11 protein-coding genes and 1 other RNA gene are annotated in these 17,078 nt (G+C 61.7%); 7 read left to right on the forward strand and 5 right to left on the reverse strand.

The window, feature by feature from the left end; genetic code table 11:
* Window positions 1–21 precede the first annotated feature (21 nt).
* From hisC to gyrA, 4 genes are all read right to left on the reverse strand, one after another.
* The gene (gene hisC / locus IEV38_RS01465) at window positions 22–1,137 is read right to left on the reverse strand and encodes a histidinol-phosphate transaminase (protein ID WP_188394392.1); all 1,116 of its coding nucleotides are present in this window, start codon (window positions 1,135–1,137) and stop codon (window positions 22–24) included.
* A gap of 82 nt (window positions 1,138–1,219) precedes the next feature.
* Window positions 1,220–2,296 carry a prephenate dehydratase gene (gene pheA, locus IEV38_RS01470; protein ID WP_188394393.1) on the reverse strand — a complete coding sequence of 359 codons (1,077 nt, stop codon included), beginning with the start codon at window positions 2,294–2,296 and terminating at the stop codon, window positions 1,220–1,222.
* Between the two features lie 51 nt (window positions 2,297–2,347).
* The gene (gene serC, locus IEV38_RS01475) at window positions 2,348–3,445 is read right to left on the reverse strand and encodes a 3-phosphoserine/phosphohydroxythreonine transaminase (RefSeq protein WP_188394394.1); all 1,098 of its coding nucleotides are present in this window, start codon (window positions 3,443–3,445) and stop codon (window positions 2,348–2,350) included.
* Complete coding sequence (gene gyrA, locus IEV38_RS01480; RefSeq protein WP_188394395.1) at window positions 3,445–6,060, reverse strand: DNA gyrase subunit A; 2,616 nt, start codon at window positions 6,058–6,060, stop codon at window positions 3,445–3,447. The genes serC and gyrA overlap by 1 nt, the downstream gene beginning before the upstream one ends.
* A 226-nt stretch (window positions 6,061–6,286) precedes the next feature.
* Here gyrA and IEV38_RS01485 point away from each other — a divergent pair, with 226 nt between their 5' ends.
* The 5 genes from IEV38_RS01485 to ssrA all read left to right on the forward strand — a co-directional run bounded on the left by IEV38_RS01485 (window position 6,287) and on the right by ssrA (window position 9,895).
* Entirely contained in the window at window positions 6,287–6,946 is a 660-nt protein-coding gene (locus IEV38_RS01485) for an OmpA family protein (RefSeq protein ID WP_188394396.1), read from the forward strand.
* 310 nt (window positions 6,947–7,256) lie between these two features.
* On the forward strand, window positions 7,257–7,874 hold the full coding sequence (gene ompA / locus IEV38_RS01490; RefSeq protein ID WP_188394397.1) for an outer membrane protein OmpA: 618 nt from the start codon (window positions 7,257–7,259) through the stop codon (window positions 7,872–7,874).
* 128 nt (window positions 7,875–8,002) lie between these two features.
* A complete protein-coding gene (ubiG, locus tag IEV38_RS01495; RefSeq protein ID WP_188394398.1) occupies window positions 8,003–8,698 on the forward strand; it encodes a bifunctional 2-polyprenyl-6-hydroxyphenol methylase/3-demethylubiquinol 3-O-methyltransferase UbiG in 696 nt (231 codons plus the stop codon).
* A 57-nt stretch (window positions 8,699–8,755) separates the two neighbouring features.
* Complete coding sequence (locus IEV38_RS01500) at window positions 8,756–9,418, forward strand: HAD family hydrolase (protein ID WP_188394399.1); 663 nt, start codon at window positions 8,756–8,758, stop codon at window positions 9,416–9,418.
* Between the two features lie 100 nt (window positions 9,419–9,518).
* Window positions 9,519–9,895: a transfer-messenger RNA gene (gene ssrA, locus IEV38_RS01505) on the forward strand.
* A 184-nt stretch (window positions 9,896–10,079) separates the two neighbouring features.
* Here ssrA and IEV38_RS01510 read toward each other — a convergent pair.
* Entirely contained in the window at window positions 10,080–10,703 is a 624-nt protein-coding gene (locus tag IEV38_RS01510; RefSeq protein WP_308633509.1) for a recombinase family protein, read from the reverse strand.
* 587 nt (window positions 10,704–11,290) lie between these two features.
* On the opposite strand from IEV38_RS01510, the gene IEV38_RS01515 reads away from it, so the two are divergent.
* Together IEV38_RS01515 and IEV38_RS01520 are read left to right on the forward strand one after the other, a co-directional pair.
* Window positions 11,291–12,634 (forward strand): EAL domain-containing protein, encoded by a 1,344-nt coding sequence (locus IEV38_RS01515; protein ID WP_188394400.1) that lies wholly within the window; start codon window positions 11,291–11,293, stop codon window positions 12,632–12,634.
* Window positions 12,635–12,760: 126 nt separating this feature from the next.
* Window positions 12,761–17,014 (forward strand): autotransporter outer membrane beta-barrel domain-containing protein, encoded by a 4,254-nt coding sequence (locus tag IEV38_RS01520; RefSeq protein ID WP_188394401.1) that lies wholly within the window; start codon window positions 12,761–12,763, stop codon window positions 17,012–17,014.
* Window positions 17,015–17,078: the final 64 nt, after the last annotated feature.

Consider the following 17,078-nt stretch of genomic DNA (forward strand, 5'->3'; position numbering starts at 1 on the left):
GCGGCACGCGTCATGGCGGAATCAGGCGCGCGTCTCTGCGAGCGCCTTTTTCAGCGCCGCAATGCACAGGTCATTTTCTTCTTCGAGACCGATCGAAATGCGCAGCCATTGCGGCAACCCATAGTTGCCCACGGGCCGCACGATGATGCCCTGCTTCAACAGAGCCAGATTCACGCGGGCACCCGCACCGTCATCATCGCCGACCTTGACCAGCACGAAGTTGCCCGAGGAAAGCACATACGGCAAGCCCATCTCGTCGAATGCCATCGTCAGCTGGCAATAGCCATCGGCATTGATCTGCGCGCTGCGTTTGACGAAGTCGTCGTCCGCCAGCGCGGCAATGGCTGCCGCCTGCGCAAAGATGTTCACATTGAAGGGCTGGCGGATGCGGTTGAGCAGATCGGTGATGCCTGCCTGCGCAATGCCGTAACCGATGCGCAAACCCGCCAGGCCATAGACCTTGGACATGGAACGCGTCACCAGCAGGTTCGGATACTGCGCGACCCAGGCGATCGAATCGTAGCGCTGCTCTTCGCTCAGAAACTCGGTATAGGCTTCGTCGAGCACCACCACCACATGCGGCGGCACGCGCTTCAGAAACGCCTCGACCTCGGGCCCCGGAATGAAGGTGCCGGTCGGATTATTGGGATTGGCGATGAACACCAGGCGCGTGTCGTCCTCGATCGCATCGAGCATGGCCTCGAGGTCGTGGCCGTAATTCTTCGCCTTCACCACCAGCGAGCGCGCACCGACGGCCTGCGTTGCCAGCGGATAGACCGCGAACGAGTATTCGGCATACACCACGGATTGTCCGGGCTGCACAAAGGCACGCGCCGCCAGTTCAAGGATATCGTTGCTGCCATTGCCGAGCGTGATCCACTCGGCCGGCACGCCGTACTTGGCGGTCAGTGCAGCCTTCAGTTCGAAACCGTTGCCATCGGGATAGCGGCCGGCATCGGCCACCGCGGCCATCGCCTTGCGTGCCGACTCGGGCATGCCGAGCGGATTCTCATTGGAAGCGAGCTTGACGATCTTGCTCTCGTCAAGGCCGAACTCGCGCGCGACTTCGCTGATCGGCTTGCCGCCCTGATATGGCGCGATCGCGCGAATGTAATCGGGACCGAACGAATGGGACATAGGATATTTCCGCAAGAAGGCGCACCGGAGTGCGCCATTGAAATGGATGGTTCGTCGAGAAAGAAGCCAGGACCTTACGCGCCTACAGGCTGGCCGGATAGGAGCCCAGCACCTTGAAGAACGCGGCATTGTCCTTCAGCTCCGCCAGCGCATCCGCCACCTTGGCATCGCTCTGATGCCCCTCGACATCGACATAAAAATAGTATTCCCACTTGCCCATGCGCGCCGGTCTCGATTCGAAGCGCGTCATCGACACGCCATGGCGCGCCAGCGGCGCCAGCAGGTTGTGCACGGCACCCGCCTTGTTGGGTACCGACAGCACCAGCGAAGTCTGATCCCGGCCGCTGGCTGCCGTCTGCAGGCGACCGATCACGGCGAAGCGCGTACGGTTGTGCGGGTCGTCCTGCACGTGCGCCTTGACGATCTGGAGGTTGTAGTTGCGGCCGGCGATCTCGCTGGCGATGGCGGCGATCGAGGCATCCTCGCTGGCCAGGCGCGCGGCCTCGCCGTTGGAAGCCACCGCGCGGCGCTCGATGTTCGGATGATTCTGGTTCAGCCACAGCTGGCACTGCGCCAGCGCCTGCGAATGGGCGCAGATGGCGGTGATGCCGTCCATGCTGCCGCTACGCGTCATCAGGCTGTGATTGACAGCCAGCGACACTTCGCCGCTGATGACGAGCGTGGTCTGCAGCAGCAGGTCCAGCGTGCGGTTGATGACGCCTTCGGAGGAGTTCTCGATCGGCACCACGCCGAAATCGGCAGTGCCGGCCTCGGTGGCACGGAACACTTCGTCGATGGAGGCGCACGGCATGCCCTCGACGGCGCGGCCGAACTGTTGATAGACGGCCTGCTCGCTGAAAGTACCCACCGGCCCCAGGTAGGCGACCGTCACGCGCTTTTCGAGCGCGCGGCAGGCCGACATAATCTCGCGGAACACGGTCTGCACGTCGGGCGACAGCATCGGCCCCGGATTGCGCTCGGCCACGCTGCGCAATACCTGCGCCTCGCGTTCGGGGCGGAACACCGGCGCATCGGTCTCGGCCTTGACGTGCCCGACCTGCTGCGCCACGCGTGCGCGCTGGTTGAGCAGGTCGAGAATCTGCGTATCGATCGCATCGATCTGCTGGCGCAGCGGCTTGAGCTTGTCGTCCATCGTCATGGCTGTGCGAAAGCGTTGAATCGTTGAGGGAAACGTCGGGCGGCTGGCCTATCAGCCGTATCTTTTCTCGAAGTCCTTCATGAAGGCGACCAACTTCTGCACGCCTTCGATCGGCATCGCGTTGTAGATCGAGGCACGCATGCCGCCGACCGAGCTGTGGCCCTTCAGCTGCACCAGATCGTTCTTCTCCGCTTCGGCAAGGAAGGTCGCGTTCAGCGACTCGTCGCGCAGGCGGAACGGCACGTTCATGCGCGAGCGGTTGGCTGCCGGTACCGGGTTGCTGTAGAAGTCGGTCGAATCCAGATAATCATAGACCAGCGCGGCCTTCTGGATGTTGATCTTTTCCATCGCCGCCACACCGCCCTGGCGGCGCAGCCACTGGAAGGTCAGGCCGGCGATGTAGATCGGATAGGTCGGCGGCGTGTTGTACATGGAGTCATGGTCGGCGACCAGCTTCCAGTCGAAGGCCGACGGGCACGACGGCAGCGCGTGGCCCAACATGTCCTCGCGCACGATCACGATGGTGACGCCGGAAGGACCGATGTTCTTCTGCGCGCCAGCATAGATGACCGCATGCTTGGAAACGTCGATCTCGCGCGACAGGATGTTGGACGACATGTCCGCCACCAGCGGCACGTCGCCGACGTCCGGCGTGTAATCGAATTCGACGCCGCCGATGGTCTCGTTGGTGCAGATGTGGACGTAGGCCGCATCCGGCGTGAGCTTCCAGGTGTCGCGCGCGGGCACGTAGGTGAAACCGCGGTCTTCGGAAGATGCCGCGATATTGACCTTGGCGTACTTGTGCGCCTCCTCGATCGTCTGCACCGACCAGTGGCCGGTATTGATGAAATCGATGGTGGCGGGTTGCTGCGGCTTGCGGCCGACCAGGTTCATCGGAATGATCGCGTTCTCGGCGATCGCGCCGCCCTGCATGAAGAGAATCTTGTAGTTGTCGGGGACCGACATCAGTGCGCGCAAGTCGTTCTTGGCATTGGCCAGAATCTCGGTGAACTCCTTGCCGCGATGGCTCATTTCCATCACGGAGAGCCCGCTTCCCCGCCAGTCCGTCATTTCATCTGCTGCCTGCTGGATGACTTCTTTTGACAGGGCAGCCGGACCTGGCGAAAAGTTATACACCACGCGCTTCATTATTCTTCTTCCTCCGTACCGGATTGATCTTCTTCCACATCTGATTCAAGTATGCGTTGCAGGCCGCTGAGCTTGGTGCCGTCCTCGACGGCGATCAGCGTCACGCCCTGGGTCGCGCGGCCCATCTCGCGGATCTCCGCCACGCGCGTGCGGATCAGCACGCCGCCGGTGGTGATCAGCATGATCTCGTCGGTCGCGTCAACCAGCGTCGCCGCCACCACCTTGCCGTTGCGCTCGCTGGTCTGGATCGCGATCATGCCCTTGGTGCCGCGGCCGTGGCGCGTATATTCGGTGATCGGCGTACGCTTGCCGAAGCCGTTCTCGGTCGCCGTCAGCACCGACTGCTGTTCGTTCTCGGCCACCAGCAGCGCCATCACGAGCTGGCCGTCTTCGAGGTTCATGCCACGCACGCCGCGCGCGGTGCGGCCCATCGGACGCACGTCGTTCTCGTCGAAGCGCACCGCCTTGCCGGCGTCGGAGAACAGCATGACGTCGTGCTTGCCGTCGGTCAGCGCGGCACCGATCAGGAAGTCGCCCTCGTCGAGATCGACCGCGATGATGCCGGCCTTGCGCGGATTGCTGAAGTCGGACAGCGAGGTCTTCTTGACCGTGCCCAGGCTGGTCGCCATGAAGACGTAGCGATCTTCGGGGAAGGTACGGTTCTCGCCCGACAGCGGCAGCACCACCGTGATCTTCTCGCCATCCTGCAGCGGGAACATGTTGACGATCGGCTTGCCGCGCGAGTTGCGTGAACCCTGCGGCACTTCCCACACCTTGAGCCAGTACAGGCGGCCGCGGTTGGAGAAGCACAGGATGTAATCATGCGTGTTGGCGATGAAGAGCTGGTCGATCCAGTCGTCTTCCTTGGTCGCCATCGCCTGCTTGCCGCGTCCGCCGCGCTTCTGCGCGCGGTATTCGGTGATCGGCTGCGACTTCATGTAGCCGCTGTGCGACAGCGTGACCACCATGTCCTGCGGCGTGATCAGGTCTTCGGTCGCCAGGTCGGTGGCGTTGTGTTCGATGGTCGAACGGCGCTCGTCCTTGTTGCCGATGCCGTACTCGTTCTTCGCCAGCGTCAGTTCGTCGTGGATGATGACGGTCACGCGCTCGGGCTTGGCAAGGATGTCGAGCAGATCGGCGATCTGCGCCATGACGTCCTTGTATTCGTTGACGATCTTGTCCTGCTCGAGACCGGTCAGGCGCTGCAGACGCATCTGCAGGATTTCCTGCGCCTGGTCGTCCGACAGCTTGTAGAGTCCGTCGGACTGCAGACCGAACTGCTTGGGCAGGTTTTCCGGACGGAACGCCTCGACGCCGCCGACGCTGCCCTCACCGGTGCGTGCCAGCATTTCGCGCACCACCGACGAATCCCAGGCACGCGACATCAGTTCCATCTTCGCCACCGGCGGCGTCGGCGCCGCCTTGATGATGGCGATGAAGTCATCGATGTTGGCGAGCGCCACGGCCAGGCCTTCGAGCACGTGACCGCGTTCGCGCGCCTTGCGCAGTTCGAACACGGTGCGGCGCGTCACCACTTCGCGGCGATGCGAAAGGAAGCACTCGAGCATCTGCTTGAGGTTCAGCAGCTTGGGCTGGCCGTCAACCAGCGCCACCATGTTCATGCCGAAGGTGTCCTGCAGCTGGGTCTGCTTGTACAGGTTGTTGAGCACGACTTCCGGCACTTCGTTGCGCTTGAGCTCGATCACCACGCGCATGCCGGACTTGTCGGACTCGTCGCGGATATCGGAGATGCCGTCGAGCTTCTTGTCGCGCACCAGTTCGGCGATGCGTTCGAGCAGCGACTTCTTGTTAACCTGATACGGCAGCTCATCGACGATGATGGCCGCACGGCCTTCCTTGCCGAACTCCTCGAAGTGCGTCTTGGCACGCATGACCACGCGGCCGCGACCGGTGCGATAGCCGTCGCGCACGCCCGACACGCCATAGATGATGCCGCCGGTCGGGAAGTCCGGCGCCGGGATGATCTCGATCAGTTCGTCAACCGAGCATTGCTCGTTGCGCAGCACGTGCAGCGCGCCATCGATGATCTCGGTGATGTTGTGCGGCGGAATGTTGGTCGCCATACCGACCGCGATGCCGGAGGCACCGTTGATCAGCAGGTTCGGAACCCTGGTCGGCAATACCGACGGTTCCTTTTCCTTGCCGTCGTAGTTGGGAACGAAATCGACCGTTTCCTTGTCGATATCGGCAAGGATCTCGTTGGCAAGCTTGTCGAGTCGGCATTCGGTGTAACGCATGGCCGCGGCGTTGTCGCCGTCGACCGAACCGAAGTTGCCCTGGCCGTCAACCAGCGTGTAGCGAAGCGAGAAGTCCTGCGCCATGCGCACCAGCGTGTCATAGATCGACTGGTCGCCGTGCGGGTGGTATTTACCCATGACCTCGCCGACGACGCGCGCGCATTTGACGTAGGGACGATTCCATACGTTGTTCATCTCGTGCATCGCAAACAGCACGCGACGATGCACCGGCTTCAGCCCGTCACGCACGTCCGGCAATGCGCGGCCCACGATTACGCTCATCGCGTAGTCGAGGTAACTCTTGCGCATTTCTTCTTCGAGCGAAATCGGGATGGTTTCTTTTGCGAATTGATCCATTGGCGGTTCGTCTGGTCTTTGGCGGGATAAAGAATCGTCGGAATTACAGAGGGCGATCCGGCAAAGCTGAGAATTTTACCACGTCGGACGACTCTCTTCCCCGCTTTCAACACCCTGCTGCGGTTTGTCCGCATGCGGCCGGCTCAGCAAAATATGGTTAAATGCTGCCTTTCACACGGCAGCATCGGCGCCATTCCGGCGCCGGCATATCCATAGAGAACACCCCATGATCAAGAAACCGGCCTTCGCATTCGTGCTGGGCGCTCTTTCCGCTTGCGCCATTGCACAGGGTGGCGCCCCTTCCCAGATGTCCGGCAACGGCTATGCCCAGGATGGACAGGGCAGCATCCCGCGCAGCGATTTCGGCCTGTGCTGGCGCTCGGGCGCATGGACGCCGGGCGACGCCCTGCCCGGCTGCGATGGCGCCCTCAAGTCGCCCGTCCCCAATCCCATCGCGCCGGATGTCGTCAACAATCTTGAAGAGAATGCCACCCCCGTGGCGCGTTGCGATTTTTCCGTCACCCTGTCGAGTGACGAGACCTTCGCCTTTGGCCAGGCCACGCCAAACGACAAGGCCAGACAACGGATCACCACCGATGTCATGCCGCGGCTGGCAGCATGCAAGTCAGTTGAAAGCGTGGTCGTAACGGGCCACACCGATCGCCTCGGCAATGCGCGGGCCAACCAGATCCTGTCCGAAAAGCGTGCCGTCAACGTGGCCGCCCTGTTGCAAAAAGGACATGAAAACATTCCTATCAATACAACAGGCGTCGGCAGCAGCGAGTCGCAGACCGATTGCCCAGCCCAATCCAGCAAGGTGCGGCAGATTGCCTGTCTTGCACCAGATCGGCGCGTGGAAATCGTGGTACGCGGTCTTGGCAGGTGAGGAATTAAAAAATTTCCACCAAAACAGAACGTTTTTCATGTCCAAAGGTCAATGTTTTGCCAGTAGAAACATTTCCATGCCATGGCGTTGTGTATATACAACGGTTTCTGTACAAACGTTAATTAGCTCATTTGGCAACGTTCGCGAAGGTATATTGGCTGTGGCAAAATGAGGCGCAGAACACTATTGCATGCGAACAATTTTGTTTCATGTGGTTGTAAGAAGCACGTGATACTATCCACATCCGATGTCATTCACGTAATTTGGCGCAGTTTATCTGCGGATATCTCACTCGAGAGGAGAAAGAAATATGAATAAATTAGCAAAACTCGTCTTCGCGGCGTCCGCGGTTGTTGCAATGTCTGCGCACGCTCAGACGGACATCAAGGCAGCAACGCCACACAGCGCCTATGCTCAGGACGCAAGCGGCAACATCGTTCGTAACTCGACCGGCCTGTGCTGGCGTACCGGTTACTGGACGCCTGCCGACGCCGTTCCTGGCTGCGATGGCGCCCTGGTTGCTGCAGCACCTGCTCCAGCCGCTCCGGCACCTGCTCCGGCTCCTGTCCCGACCGCAGAAAAAGTCACCTTCGCTGCTGACGCTTTCTTCGATTTCGACAAAGCCACGCTGAAGCCTGAAGGCAAAGCCAAGCTCGACGACCTGTCGTCGAAACTGGGCGACCTGAACCTGGAAGTCATCATCGCTGTCGGCCACACCGACTCGATCGGCTCCGATACCTACAACCAGAAACTGTCGATCCGTCGTGCTGAAGCCGTCAAATCGTACCTGGTTGGCAAAGGCGTTGACGAAAAACGCGTCTACACCGAAGGTAAAGGCGAGAAACAACCGGTTGCTACCAACAAGACCGCTGCTGGCCGCGCACAAAACCGTCGCGTGGAAATCGAAGTGGTCGGTACCCGCAAGTAATTCGTTCCTGACGAATACCAACCCCGCTTCGGCGGGGTTTTTTTTCGTCTCTGAGCCGAGGGAATATGCACGGCTCTGCGCACCACCGCACATGGCCGTCCGAACCTTTTCCAGTTATCATGCAGAACATGAACGCAGACCCGTTGGAACTGAAAAAATTTAGCGATATCGCGCACCAATGGTGGGACCCGACCTCGGAATTCCGCCCGCTGCACGAGATCAATCCGCTCCGTCTCGAATGGATCAACAGCCGCGCCCCGCTGGCCGGCAAGACTGTGGTCGATGTCGGCTGCGGCGGCGGCATTCTGGCCGAATCCATGGCAAAAAAAGGCGCCAAGGTCACCGGCATCGATCTGTCGGAAAAGGCGCTGAAGGTCGCCGATCTGCACAGCCTGGAATCGGGCGTGCAGGTACGCTACGAACTGATTGCGGCCGAGGCGCTCGCCGCGCGCGAGGCCGGTCAGTTCGACATCGTGACGTGCATGGAAATGCTCGAACATGTTCCCGATCCGTCCGCCATCGTCCACGCGTGTGCGCAACTGGTCAAACCGGGCGGCCATGTCTTCTTTTCGACCATCAACCGCAATCCGAAGTCGTACCTGCATGCGGTGCTCGGTGCCGAATACATTCTGCGTCTGCTGCCGAAAGGCACGCACGATTACGCCAAGTTCATCACGCCGGCCGAGCTTTCGCAGTTCGCGCGTCTGGCCGGACTCGATGTGGAAGCGCTCAAGGGCATGGGCTTCAATCCTCTGACGAAGATCTATTCCCTCAACAGCGATACCAGCGTCAACTACCTGGTCGCCTGCAGGAAATCCGTCTGACAAAAAGCGCATGCCTGCCGCTGCGGCACGCTGCGCTTTTCCTTTGCTCTTCACCGCATGAATCCTCGCAAACCCAAGGCCATCCTCTTCGACCTCGACGGCACGCTGGCCGATACCGCCCCCGATCTAGCGGATGCCGTCAATCGGCTGCGCACGGCGCGAGGACTCGCACCTACCGACTACGCGCAATTGCGCCCGGTTGCCTCGGCTGGCGCTCGCGGTCTGATCGGCGCTGCGTTCGGCATCAATCCGCAGGACGAAGCCTATCCGCTTTTGCGCGACGGTTTCCTGCACAACTATGAGACCAATATCGCTGTGCATAGCACGCTGTTCGAAGGCGTTCCTGCATTGCTGCAGTCCCTCGAGCAGGAAGATATTGTCTGGGGAATCGTGACCAACAAGGTCACGCGTCTGACGGAGCAACTGGTCCCGAAGATCGGACTCGGACATGCCGCATGCGTAGTGTGCGGCGACACCACCGCACACCCGAAACCGCATCCCGCTCCGCTGCTGGAAGCCTCGACCCGCATCGGCGTCGCACCCGCAGACTGCTGGTACGTCGGCGACGATCTGCGCGATATCCAGGCCGGCAAGGCAGCCGGCATGCTCACCGTGGCGGCAGGCTGGGGGTATTGCGGCGAAACGCTTCCCGTATATTGGGGCGCCGATATCGCCATCGACTCGCCCGCGCAACTGCAGGAACTGATCCACGGCCGATGATTCGTGCCGCAGCATCGCTCTTCGTTCTGCAGCTCACGCGCAAGGGCTCTTGAAACCGCAGACAGACACCATATCTATTGCGGTACAATGGCAGTGCTTTGGGGACGACCTGGTTTCGACAGGGGTTGCAAAGCAGCGCAGGGCATACCGAGGACTGGTGACCTCGTAAATACAGCCGGAAATGCTTAAATGCAAACGATGAATCTTACGCTCTCGCAGCGTAAACCTCTAGGAACCTAAGAACTTTCTAGCTCTACACCGTCTCTTCCCTGGGGCGGGCCGGCAACGGCAGTAGAGTCATACACAGGGAATCGCGTCATGTCGGGTTACTTGGCAAGACGTTAAACAATAGGTGACTCGCCTGTACGCAGCGTGCGCGTCCGCGTCGTACGGGTCAAATCAAATGGCAGCGCTAAGTATGTAGAACTGTCTGTAGAGTGCTTCTGGACGCGGGTTCGATTCCCGCCGTCTCCACCAAACATCCCGTCAGACTGGCGGCAGAAACCCGGCGCAATGCCGGGTTTTTCTTTGGGCGCATGCAAACCCGCATGCGCATTTTTCCGCTTGCGGAATCCAGGTGGCATTGCGAAGGCCACTTCCTCATTGCCGAATGCGTTTCCCATTCCTGGAACCGCATTCTCATGCGATCCGAGCATTTCCCTCATTTCAGGCAGACATCGGAGTGTGCCGATGCGCCATCCGTCGCCACCGTATTGAGCCCCATCGTCTCCGCCATCAGGCGACGCAAGGTACGTGGATGTACCGCATAGATGGTAGCCACATCCTTCAGCGATACGTTGTTGGATATTGCCTTGCGTGCCTCATCGCACTGCTCGGGCGTCAGTGAGCGCTTGCGTCCCACATGCTTTCCATTCGCGCGGGCGGCCGCCATGCCAGCCTTGGTGCGTTCGCTGATCAATGCGCTTTCGAATTGCGCCATGGCCGCCATCATGTGGAACAGGAGGACGCCACCCGAACTGGTGGTATCGATGTTCTCCGTCAACGAAACGAAGTGCACATCCTTCTTCCCGAGGTGATCGATGGTATCGACCAGGTAACGCAGCGAACGGCCCAGCCGATCGAGCCGCCAGACCACCAGCGTGTTGCCCGGTTTGAGTTTGCGCAACAACGCATTCAGTCCGGGGCGCGAATCCAGCGTGCCGGAAAATCCTTTGTCGGTATAGATACGATCGCAGTTGGCTTTCTTCAGCGCAGCGATTTGAAGATCAAGATTCTGATCCTCGGTCGAAACACGAGCGTATCCATACTTAATTTCTGTGTTCATCGATACTTCGCTACTTCAAATTTGACGATTTGCGGTGGGTTCGATGGCGCCATGCGGAAATCCGCAACCAACCGAACCGGTCACATGGTGGATGAACGAAACCATGTACACACCATCACATGCCGCCTCGCACACGCCGCTACGCGGCAAACGGGGGCGCGCGGCGACCATCAGGCCGGGTTTCGCACGAAAAGTTCACTTGCGATTTCTGGGAATGCACTCGCACGCAACAGGCAGGACATCCGCTTGTGCATGAGCGTGGGAGTGTTCAGCGGGCGCACGAACGTCCGGAACAGGCGTCGTTGCTATCTCTAGGCGGGATGGAATCTGCATCCGCGCACAACCTGTTCGATGGCAGCCTCCACGGCACGCTGCATTTTGCGATAGCCATATGGCGTTTGCAAATTTTTTCAAAAATTTTATTGACTGAAGGCTCCCCTTCTGTTCTTTCAAATATCCGAACATGATGCATCATCGGCGCCTCCAGTGGCGGGGCATGAAACCATTTTTTACAGTGTGACGTAAGGGGAGCTTTTTGTTGATCGCGCCTCCCTGACCGGATGGACGCCCTTGCGTCGCGTTGCGTCATGACCGCACTGCGCCATGACGCGGATGCCGCCTGCCCGCCCTTTGCATCGCCGACGGACGAACATCTGTGCATACGCCTGCTCAATGCACAGGCGCTGCGTGACGCCTATGGCATCGAGTTCGACCAAGCGGTCGCTCATGCAGTCCATCAGCGCCTGCAGGAATGCGGTTTTCCGGCCCACGCGATCGTCCTCGACGGCGACCATGCACGCGTGTCGCTTGCCGATCTGCCCGACCTGACCGGCCTGCCGCGCGGCGCATGCGATCAGATCACCGAATCCATCGTGTCCGTTCTTTGCCGCGAAGCCGTCACGCAAGGAACGCAACGCGCCTATCTGAATGCAAACGCCACCTTCGTCCGGGAAGACAAGCCGGCATCCTTGCCTGCATGGCCCGGGCACAGCGCCGACAACGCACTATCACCAGGCAAGGTGCCGGCACTTGCGCACACCGGCCATCGCATCGCCTATCGCAGCGACATGGTTCTCGCGCACGACTTCCTGCAGGATCTGCGGCATGGCGTGCTGCTGCTCTACTTCCAGCCTGTCACGCTGTTCACCAATACCGATCACCATCTCTATCATGAAGCCCTGCTGCGCAGGACACCGTCGATGCGATCGCCCTATTCCTGTGTCGATGCGATCGGAGCGCTGAAACGTCTGGGACTCATCGCGCGTCTTGATCGCAGCGTCGTGTGGAGTACGGTCGAACTGCTGGAACTGCATCCGCACATGCATCTTGGCTGCAACGTCTCGGCGCTCTCCTTGCAGGACGATGCGTGGTGGAGACTGCTGCATACCAGACTTGCCATCGATCCCGACTTGAGCAGCCGACTGACGCTGGAGATCACCGAACCGGATGCAGTTGCCGACATCGAGCAGGCGTCCGCACTGCTGGCAAGACTGCGGCGTCTCGGCTGCCGCATCGCAATCGACGACATCGATGCGACACATGGCAGTCTGGAATTCATGCGACGCGTACAACCCGATGTCGTCAAGATCGATCGCTCCGTCCTGCTGCACGCGAGCATGCCGCAACAGACTCCTGAGCTGCTGCGCAAACTGACGCGCCTGTGTGCCGATTACTGTCCGGCAGTGATTGCCGAAGGCATAGAGACCCTGGATGAACTGGCACTCGCCATCCGTGCCGGCGTGCACGGCGTGCAAGGCTTTCTGATCGCAGAGCCATCCATGCGCCCGGCCTGGCTGAATCCCGCTCCGGCACGCGTCGAGGATGCATTCTGGCTGGGCCTTGTGCCCTGCTTCCAGGCCTCTCCACCGTGCTGGATGGGCGGCGCGCCACAGGACATGCCCCACCTCGATACCAAGCCGAATCCATGCTGAAGGCATTCACGACGCCACGTCACGCGAGCGACACAACCGATGGACGCATCCATCACCGGTTCGAAATCATCAGTCAACAATAACCAAGGGAGAGCAGGAATGAGCAAGACAGTCAGGCGCGGAAACATGCTGCGCAGAACAGCCATAACGGCAGCATTGTTGACGGCATACGGTTACGCTCCGCATGCCACCGCGGTCGATCTGGTCATCGATAATGAGTACGATCTCGGCACATCCAACATGAGCAACAGTACCGTCATCGTCAACAACGGCGGCATCGCAACCGGCGACGGCACACGCATCAGCGGCAGCGCCACCGAAGTGGTGTTGATCAACGCCGGCGGCCAGCTGACGCTGGACAATGCGCAACTGTCCAACAACCTCGATCATCCAACCGGCAGGAACGGCCGCGTGATCCATGCCAAGGGCACCGGCGCCAGCGCAACGCTGAACAACGCCACCATCGACATCAGCGCGCAGTCAACCAACAGCGGCGCGGATTACAACCATGCGTTCACGGCCGGCGTCGGCGCTTCGAATGGCGGCCAGGTCGAACTCAACGGCGGCAGCATCAATGCATCAGGCAGCAAGCGCACGGTCGGCATGCAGGCAATCGATGGCGGTTCCATTCATGCCAGCGACGTCACCATCACCACCAACAATCATTTCGGTCATGCCGTCAACGTCTTCCAAACACCATCCAGCAGCGTCACCGAAACCCGTATCGACCTCGAACGTGTCGTCATCACCACCAACGCCGACAGCTATGCAGTCGGCATCCAGTCAGCCAACAAGGGGGCAATCGTCACTGCCGTCGATACCGACATCATCACCCGCGGCGACATCAGCTTTGGCGTCGAATCGTTCAATGGCGCCGAGATCGCGTTGACCGACGGCTCCATCACCACCACCGGCCTAGGTGCCGCCGGCGTGCGTGTCTATGGCGGCGCGCTCGGCAACGGGAGCGTCAGCGTCGACGGCACGCGCGTCACGACCAGCGGCGATTACGCATCTGGCGTGCTGGCCGGCGATGCGGCGGAGCCAACCAGCGGCACGGCCCTCATCAACGGTGCGATCATCGACACGGCCGGCGCCAATGCTGCCGGCATCGAATCCGCCTACGGCAGCAACGTCGACAGCACCGCTTCCGACATTCACACCGCAGGCGATTCGGCACACGGCGTGCATGCGCACGATGGCGGCTCGGTCACGCTGGACGGCGATACGGTGACGACCGACGGCCTGCGCTCCTACGGCCTGTACGCGACCGACGCCGGCTCGCGCATCGATGCCAGCAACGCATCTGTCACCACCAACGGCCTGCACGGCTATGGCGCGCGTGCCGAGAATGGTGGCGCCATCACGCTCGACGGCGGCAGCATCACCACCAGCAATCCCAAGGGACGCGGCACGCAGGATGGCGACGGCTCGCGCGCCTATGCGCTGACGGCCGACGGCGCCGGCTCCAGCATTGCCGCCAACGGCACCACGATCGTCACCGAAGGACAGCGCGCCTACGGCGCCTATGCGACCAACGGCGGCCATGTCACGCTCGACGGCGGCAGCATCGCCACCAAGGGCTTCATGGCCTATGGCGTGTATGCGAGCGGCGCCGGATCGCAGATCGACGCGAATGACGTCGCCATCTCTACCTCGGGCAACGTCGGCGATGGCGCCTGGGCCTATCAGGGCGGCGTGCTCAACCTGAACGGCGGCAGCATCACGGTCGGCGGCGAACCCAATGCGAACACGCCGCACGAAACCGCCAATGGCCTAGTGGCCGTAGGCGGCGACGGCAGCCATGCCGATGGCACCATCAATGCGGACGGCGTCACCGTCGTGACCACCGGCTCCGACAGCAATGGCATCCTTGCAGGCGCTACCGTCGGCAGCGCTTACACGAGCGGCACCGTCAACCTCAAGAATTCCAGCGTCACCGTGCATGGTACCAATGCAGTGGCGGCAAACGTGAGCTACGGCAGCACGCTGTCGGCCGAGGGCTCGACACTGAAATCGGTGCAGGGCGACGGCATCGTCATGGAAGACAATGCAACCGTCACACTGAACGGCACCAGCGTGGAAGCAGCCGGTGCCTCGCTGGTCTCCAACCTGAACCGCGCCGGCCAGCAACAGGACATCACCGTCGGCGCCGGCTCCACCCTGCTCGTCAACAACGGCACGCTACTGCAGGTCAATCGCAGCGAGGACAGCATGGACGGCATCGTCAACCTCACGCTGCAGGCAGGCTCGGTCTCGCGCGGCGACGTGGTCGATCTCGACGGCCTGAGCGAGAGCAATCCAACGCGCAGCGCAGGCGGCAAGACCAACTTCACCGTCGGCGCCGGCGCGCAATGGAGCGGCATCGTGCGCGGCATCAACGACGCGGCAGTCGAGGATGGCGGCAGCTTCATCGACAATGGCGGTGCGCCAATCGCCGGCAACGTCAGCGGCGGCACCAACTCCACCATCGACTTCAACAACGGCGCGCAGATCGGCGGCGATGTCGCCACCTACAGCGGTTCCGAAGCCACCTTCCGCGGCACCACGTCCATAGGCGGCAGCGTGCGCTCGGAAGGCAGCGACTACCGTTTCGAAGGTACGACCACCATCGGCCAGTCGCTGCAGGCCAGCGACGGCTCACGCGTGGTGTTCGCAGGGCCGACCACGATTGCGGCGGACGTCAGCGCATCGGCTTCCTCGCTGTCGTTCAGCCAGACCGCGCCGACCACCATCGGCGGCGACCTCGTGCTCGAACAGGGCGCATCGCTGGGCGGCGGCAGCGTGGCGACGCCGATCACCATCGAAGGCGCGGCAGTCGCCAACAGCGGTGCCATCCTCGGCGGCAATCTGGTCGTGCAGGGTGCGCTGAGCGGCAACGGCGGCACCCTGAGCCCCGGCAACTCGATCGGAACCCAAAGCTATGCGAGCAGCGCCGGCTTTTCCGGCAGCTACAAGGCGGAAGTCAACGCGGCCGGACAGTCGGACCTGATCGTCTTCCAGAACGGCAACGTCGATCTGTCCGGCATCGCGCTGCAGGTCGCTCAGGAGAATGGCAACGGCGGCTACCGTCTCAACCACGACTACACCATCCTGCAAACCGTCAACGGCGAAGTGGAAAATACCTTTGCCTCGCAGGCGCTCGACGACAGCTTCGCCGGCACGCTGGTCACGCTGGACCCGGTCAAGTACGGCGACAAGGACGTCAAGATCAGCCTGTCGGTTGACGATGCCAAGGTCGATGCAGCGCGCGACGGCTTCTCGCGCAACCAGAATGCCACGCTGGATGGCGTGCTGTCGGTCGCAGGTCGCAACCGCGCGGCCGATGCCGCCCTGCTCTCCGCCGACAGCGGCAACGCGATGAACCAGCTCTCGGGCGAACTGCACGCAAGCACGTCGGCCGCGCTGTTCGGCGCGGGCGAAGCGCTGGCCAATGCGCTGTCGCACCGCCTGCGCGATAGCCTCGATACGCAGCCGGTACGTGGCGTGGCATTGGCGCAGGCATCCGGCAGCGTCTCGCCGGCGGCACTGCCTGCTTCCGGCACGCCGCCGATCTGGGCGCAGGTACTGGGCAACTGGCAAACCCTGGATGGCGACGGCAATGCTGCACGCGTCAAGAGCCGCCACGGCGGCCTGCTGCTGGGCGGCGACACCGCGTTCGCCAACCGCTGGCGCGTGGGCGCGGCGGTGGCGGTGACCGAAGGCCGCATCGATGTGGATTCCACTAGTTCCGGCTCGAACGTCCGCAGCTACTCGGCCGCGCTGTACGGCGGCACCAGCTGGAACGCCGCACACGGCGACATCAAACTGCTGGTCGGCGGCAGCTACACACGCCACGACCTCGACAGCCAGCGCAGCGTGACGCTCGGCGGCGACCAGACGCTGGAAGCGAGCTATCACAGCAACGCGCTGCAACTGTTCGGTGAACTCGCCTACGCACTGCCGACCGGCATCGACAGCACGGTCGAACCGTACGTGGGCATCGCCTGGAACAGGCTGCGCAGCAATGCCTACACCGAAACCGGCGGTCCCGCCGCACTGCAGGGGGAAAGCAGCACCGACGACGTCCACAGCGTCACGCTCGGCGTGCGCGGTCGCACCGCAATCGATTTCGGCGCACAGCGCGCCTGGCTCGGCGCCGGCCTCGGCTGGCGTCATGCAGGCGGCGACCTGATCGCGCAAAGGCGCATGGCCTTCATCGAGGGCAATGGCAGCACCTTCGACATCGCCGGCACGCCGATTGCCGAGGATGCCGCCATCGTCCACCTGAGCGCGGAAATCGCGGCCGGCATCAACACGGCGCTGGGCATCTCCTACAACGGCCAGTTCGGCGACGGCAACCGCGACCAGGGCGCATCGGTCTATTTCCGCAAGCGCTTCTGACCAACGGCGCGGTTTCGTGCCGCGCCGTCTTCGTAGCCAGCAGGGGCAGGAAACATGAATGGTT

Origin of the sequence: Oxalicibacterium flavum, from assembly GCF_014635065.1 — a bacterium.
GTDB classification, from domain to species: Bacteria; Pseudomonadota; Gammaproteobacteria; order Burkholderiales; family Burkholderiaceae_D; genus Oxalicibacterium; species Oxalicibacterium flavum.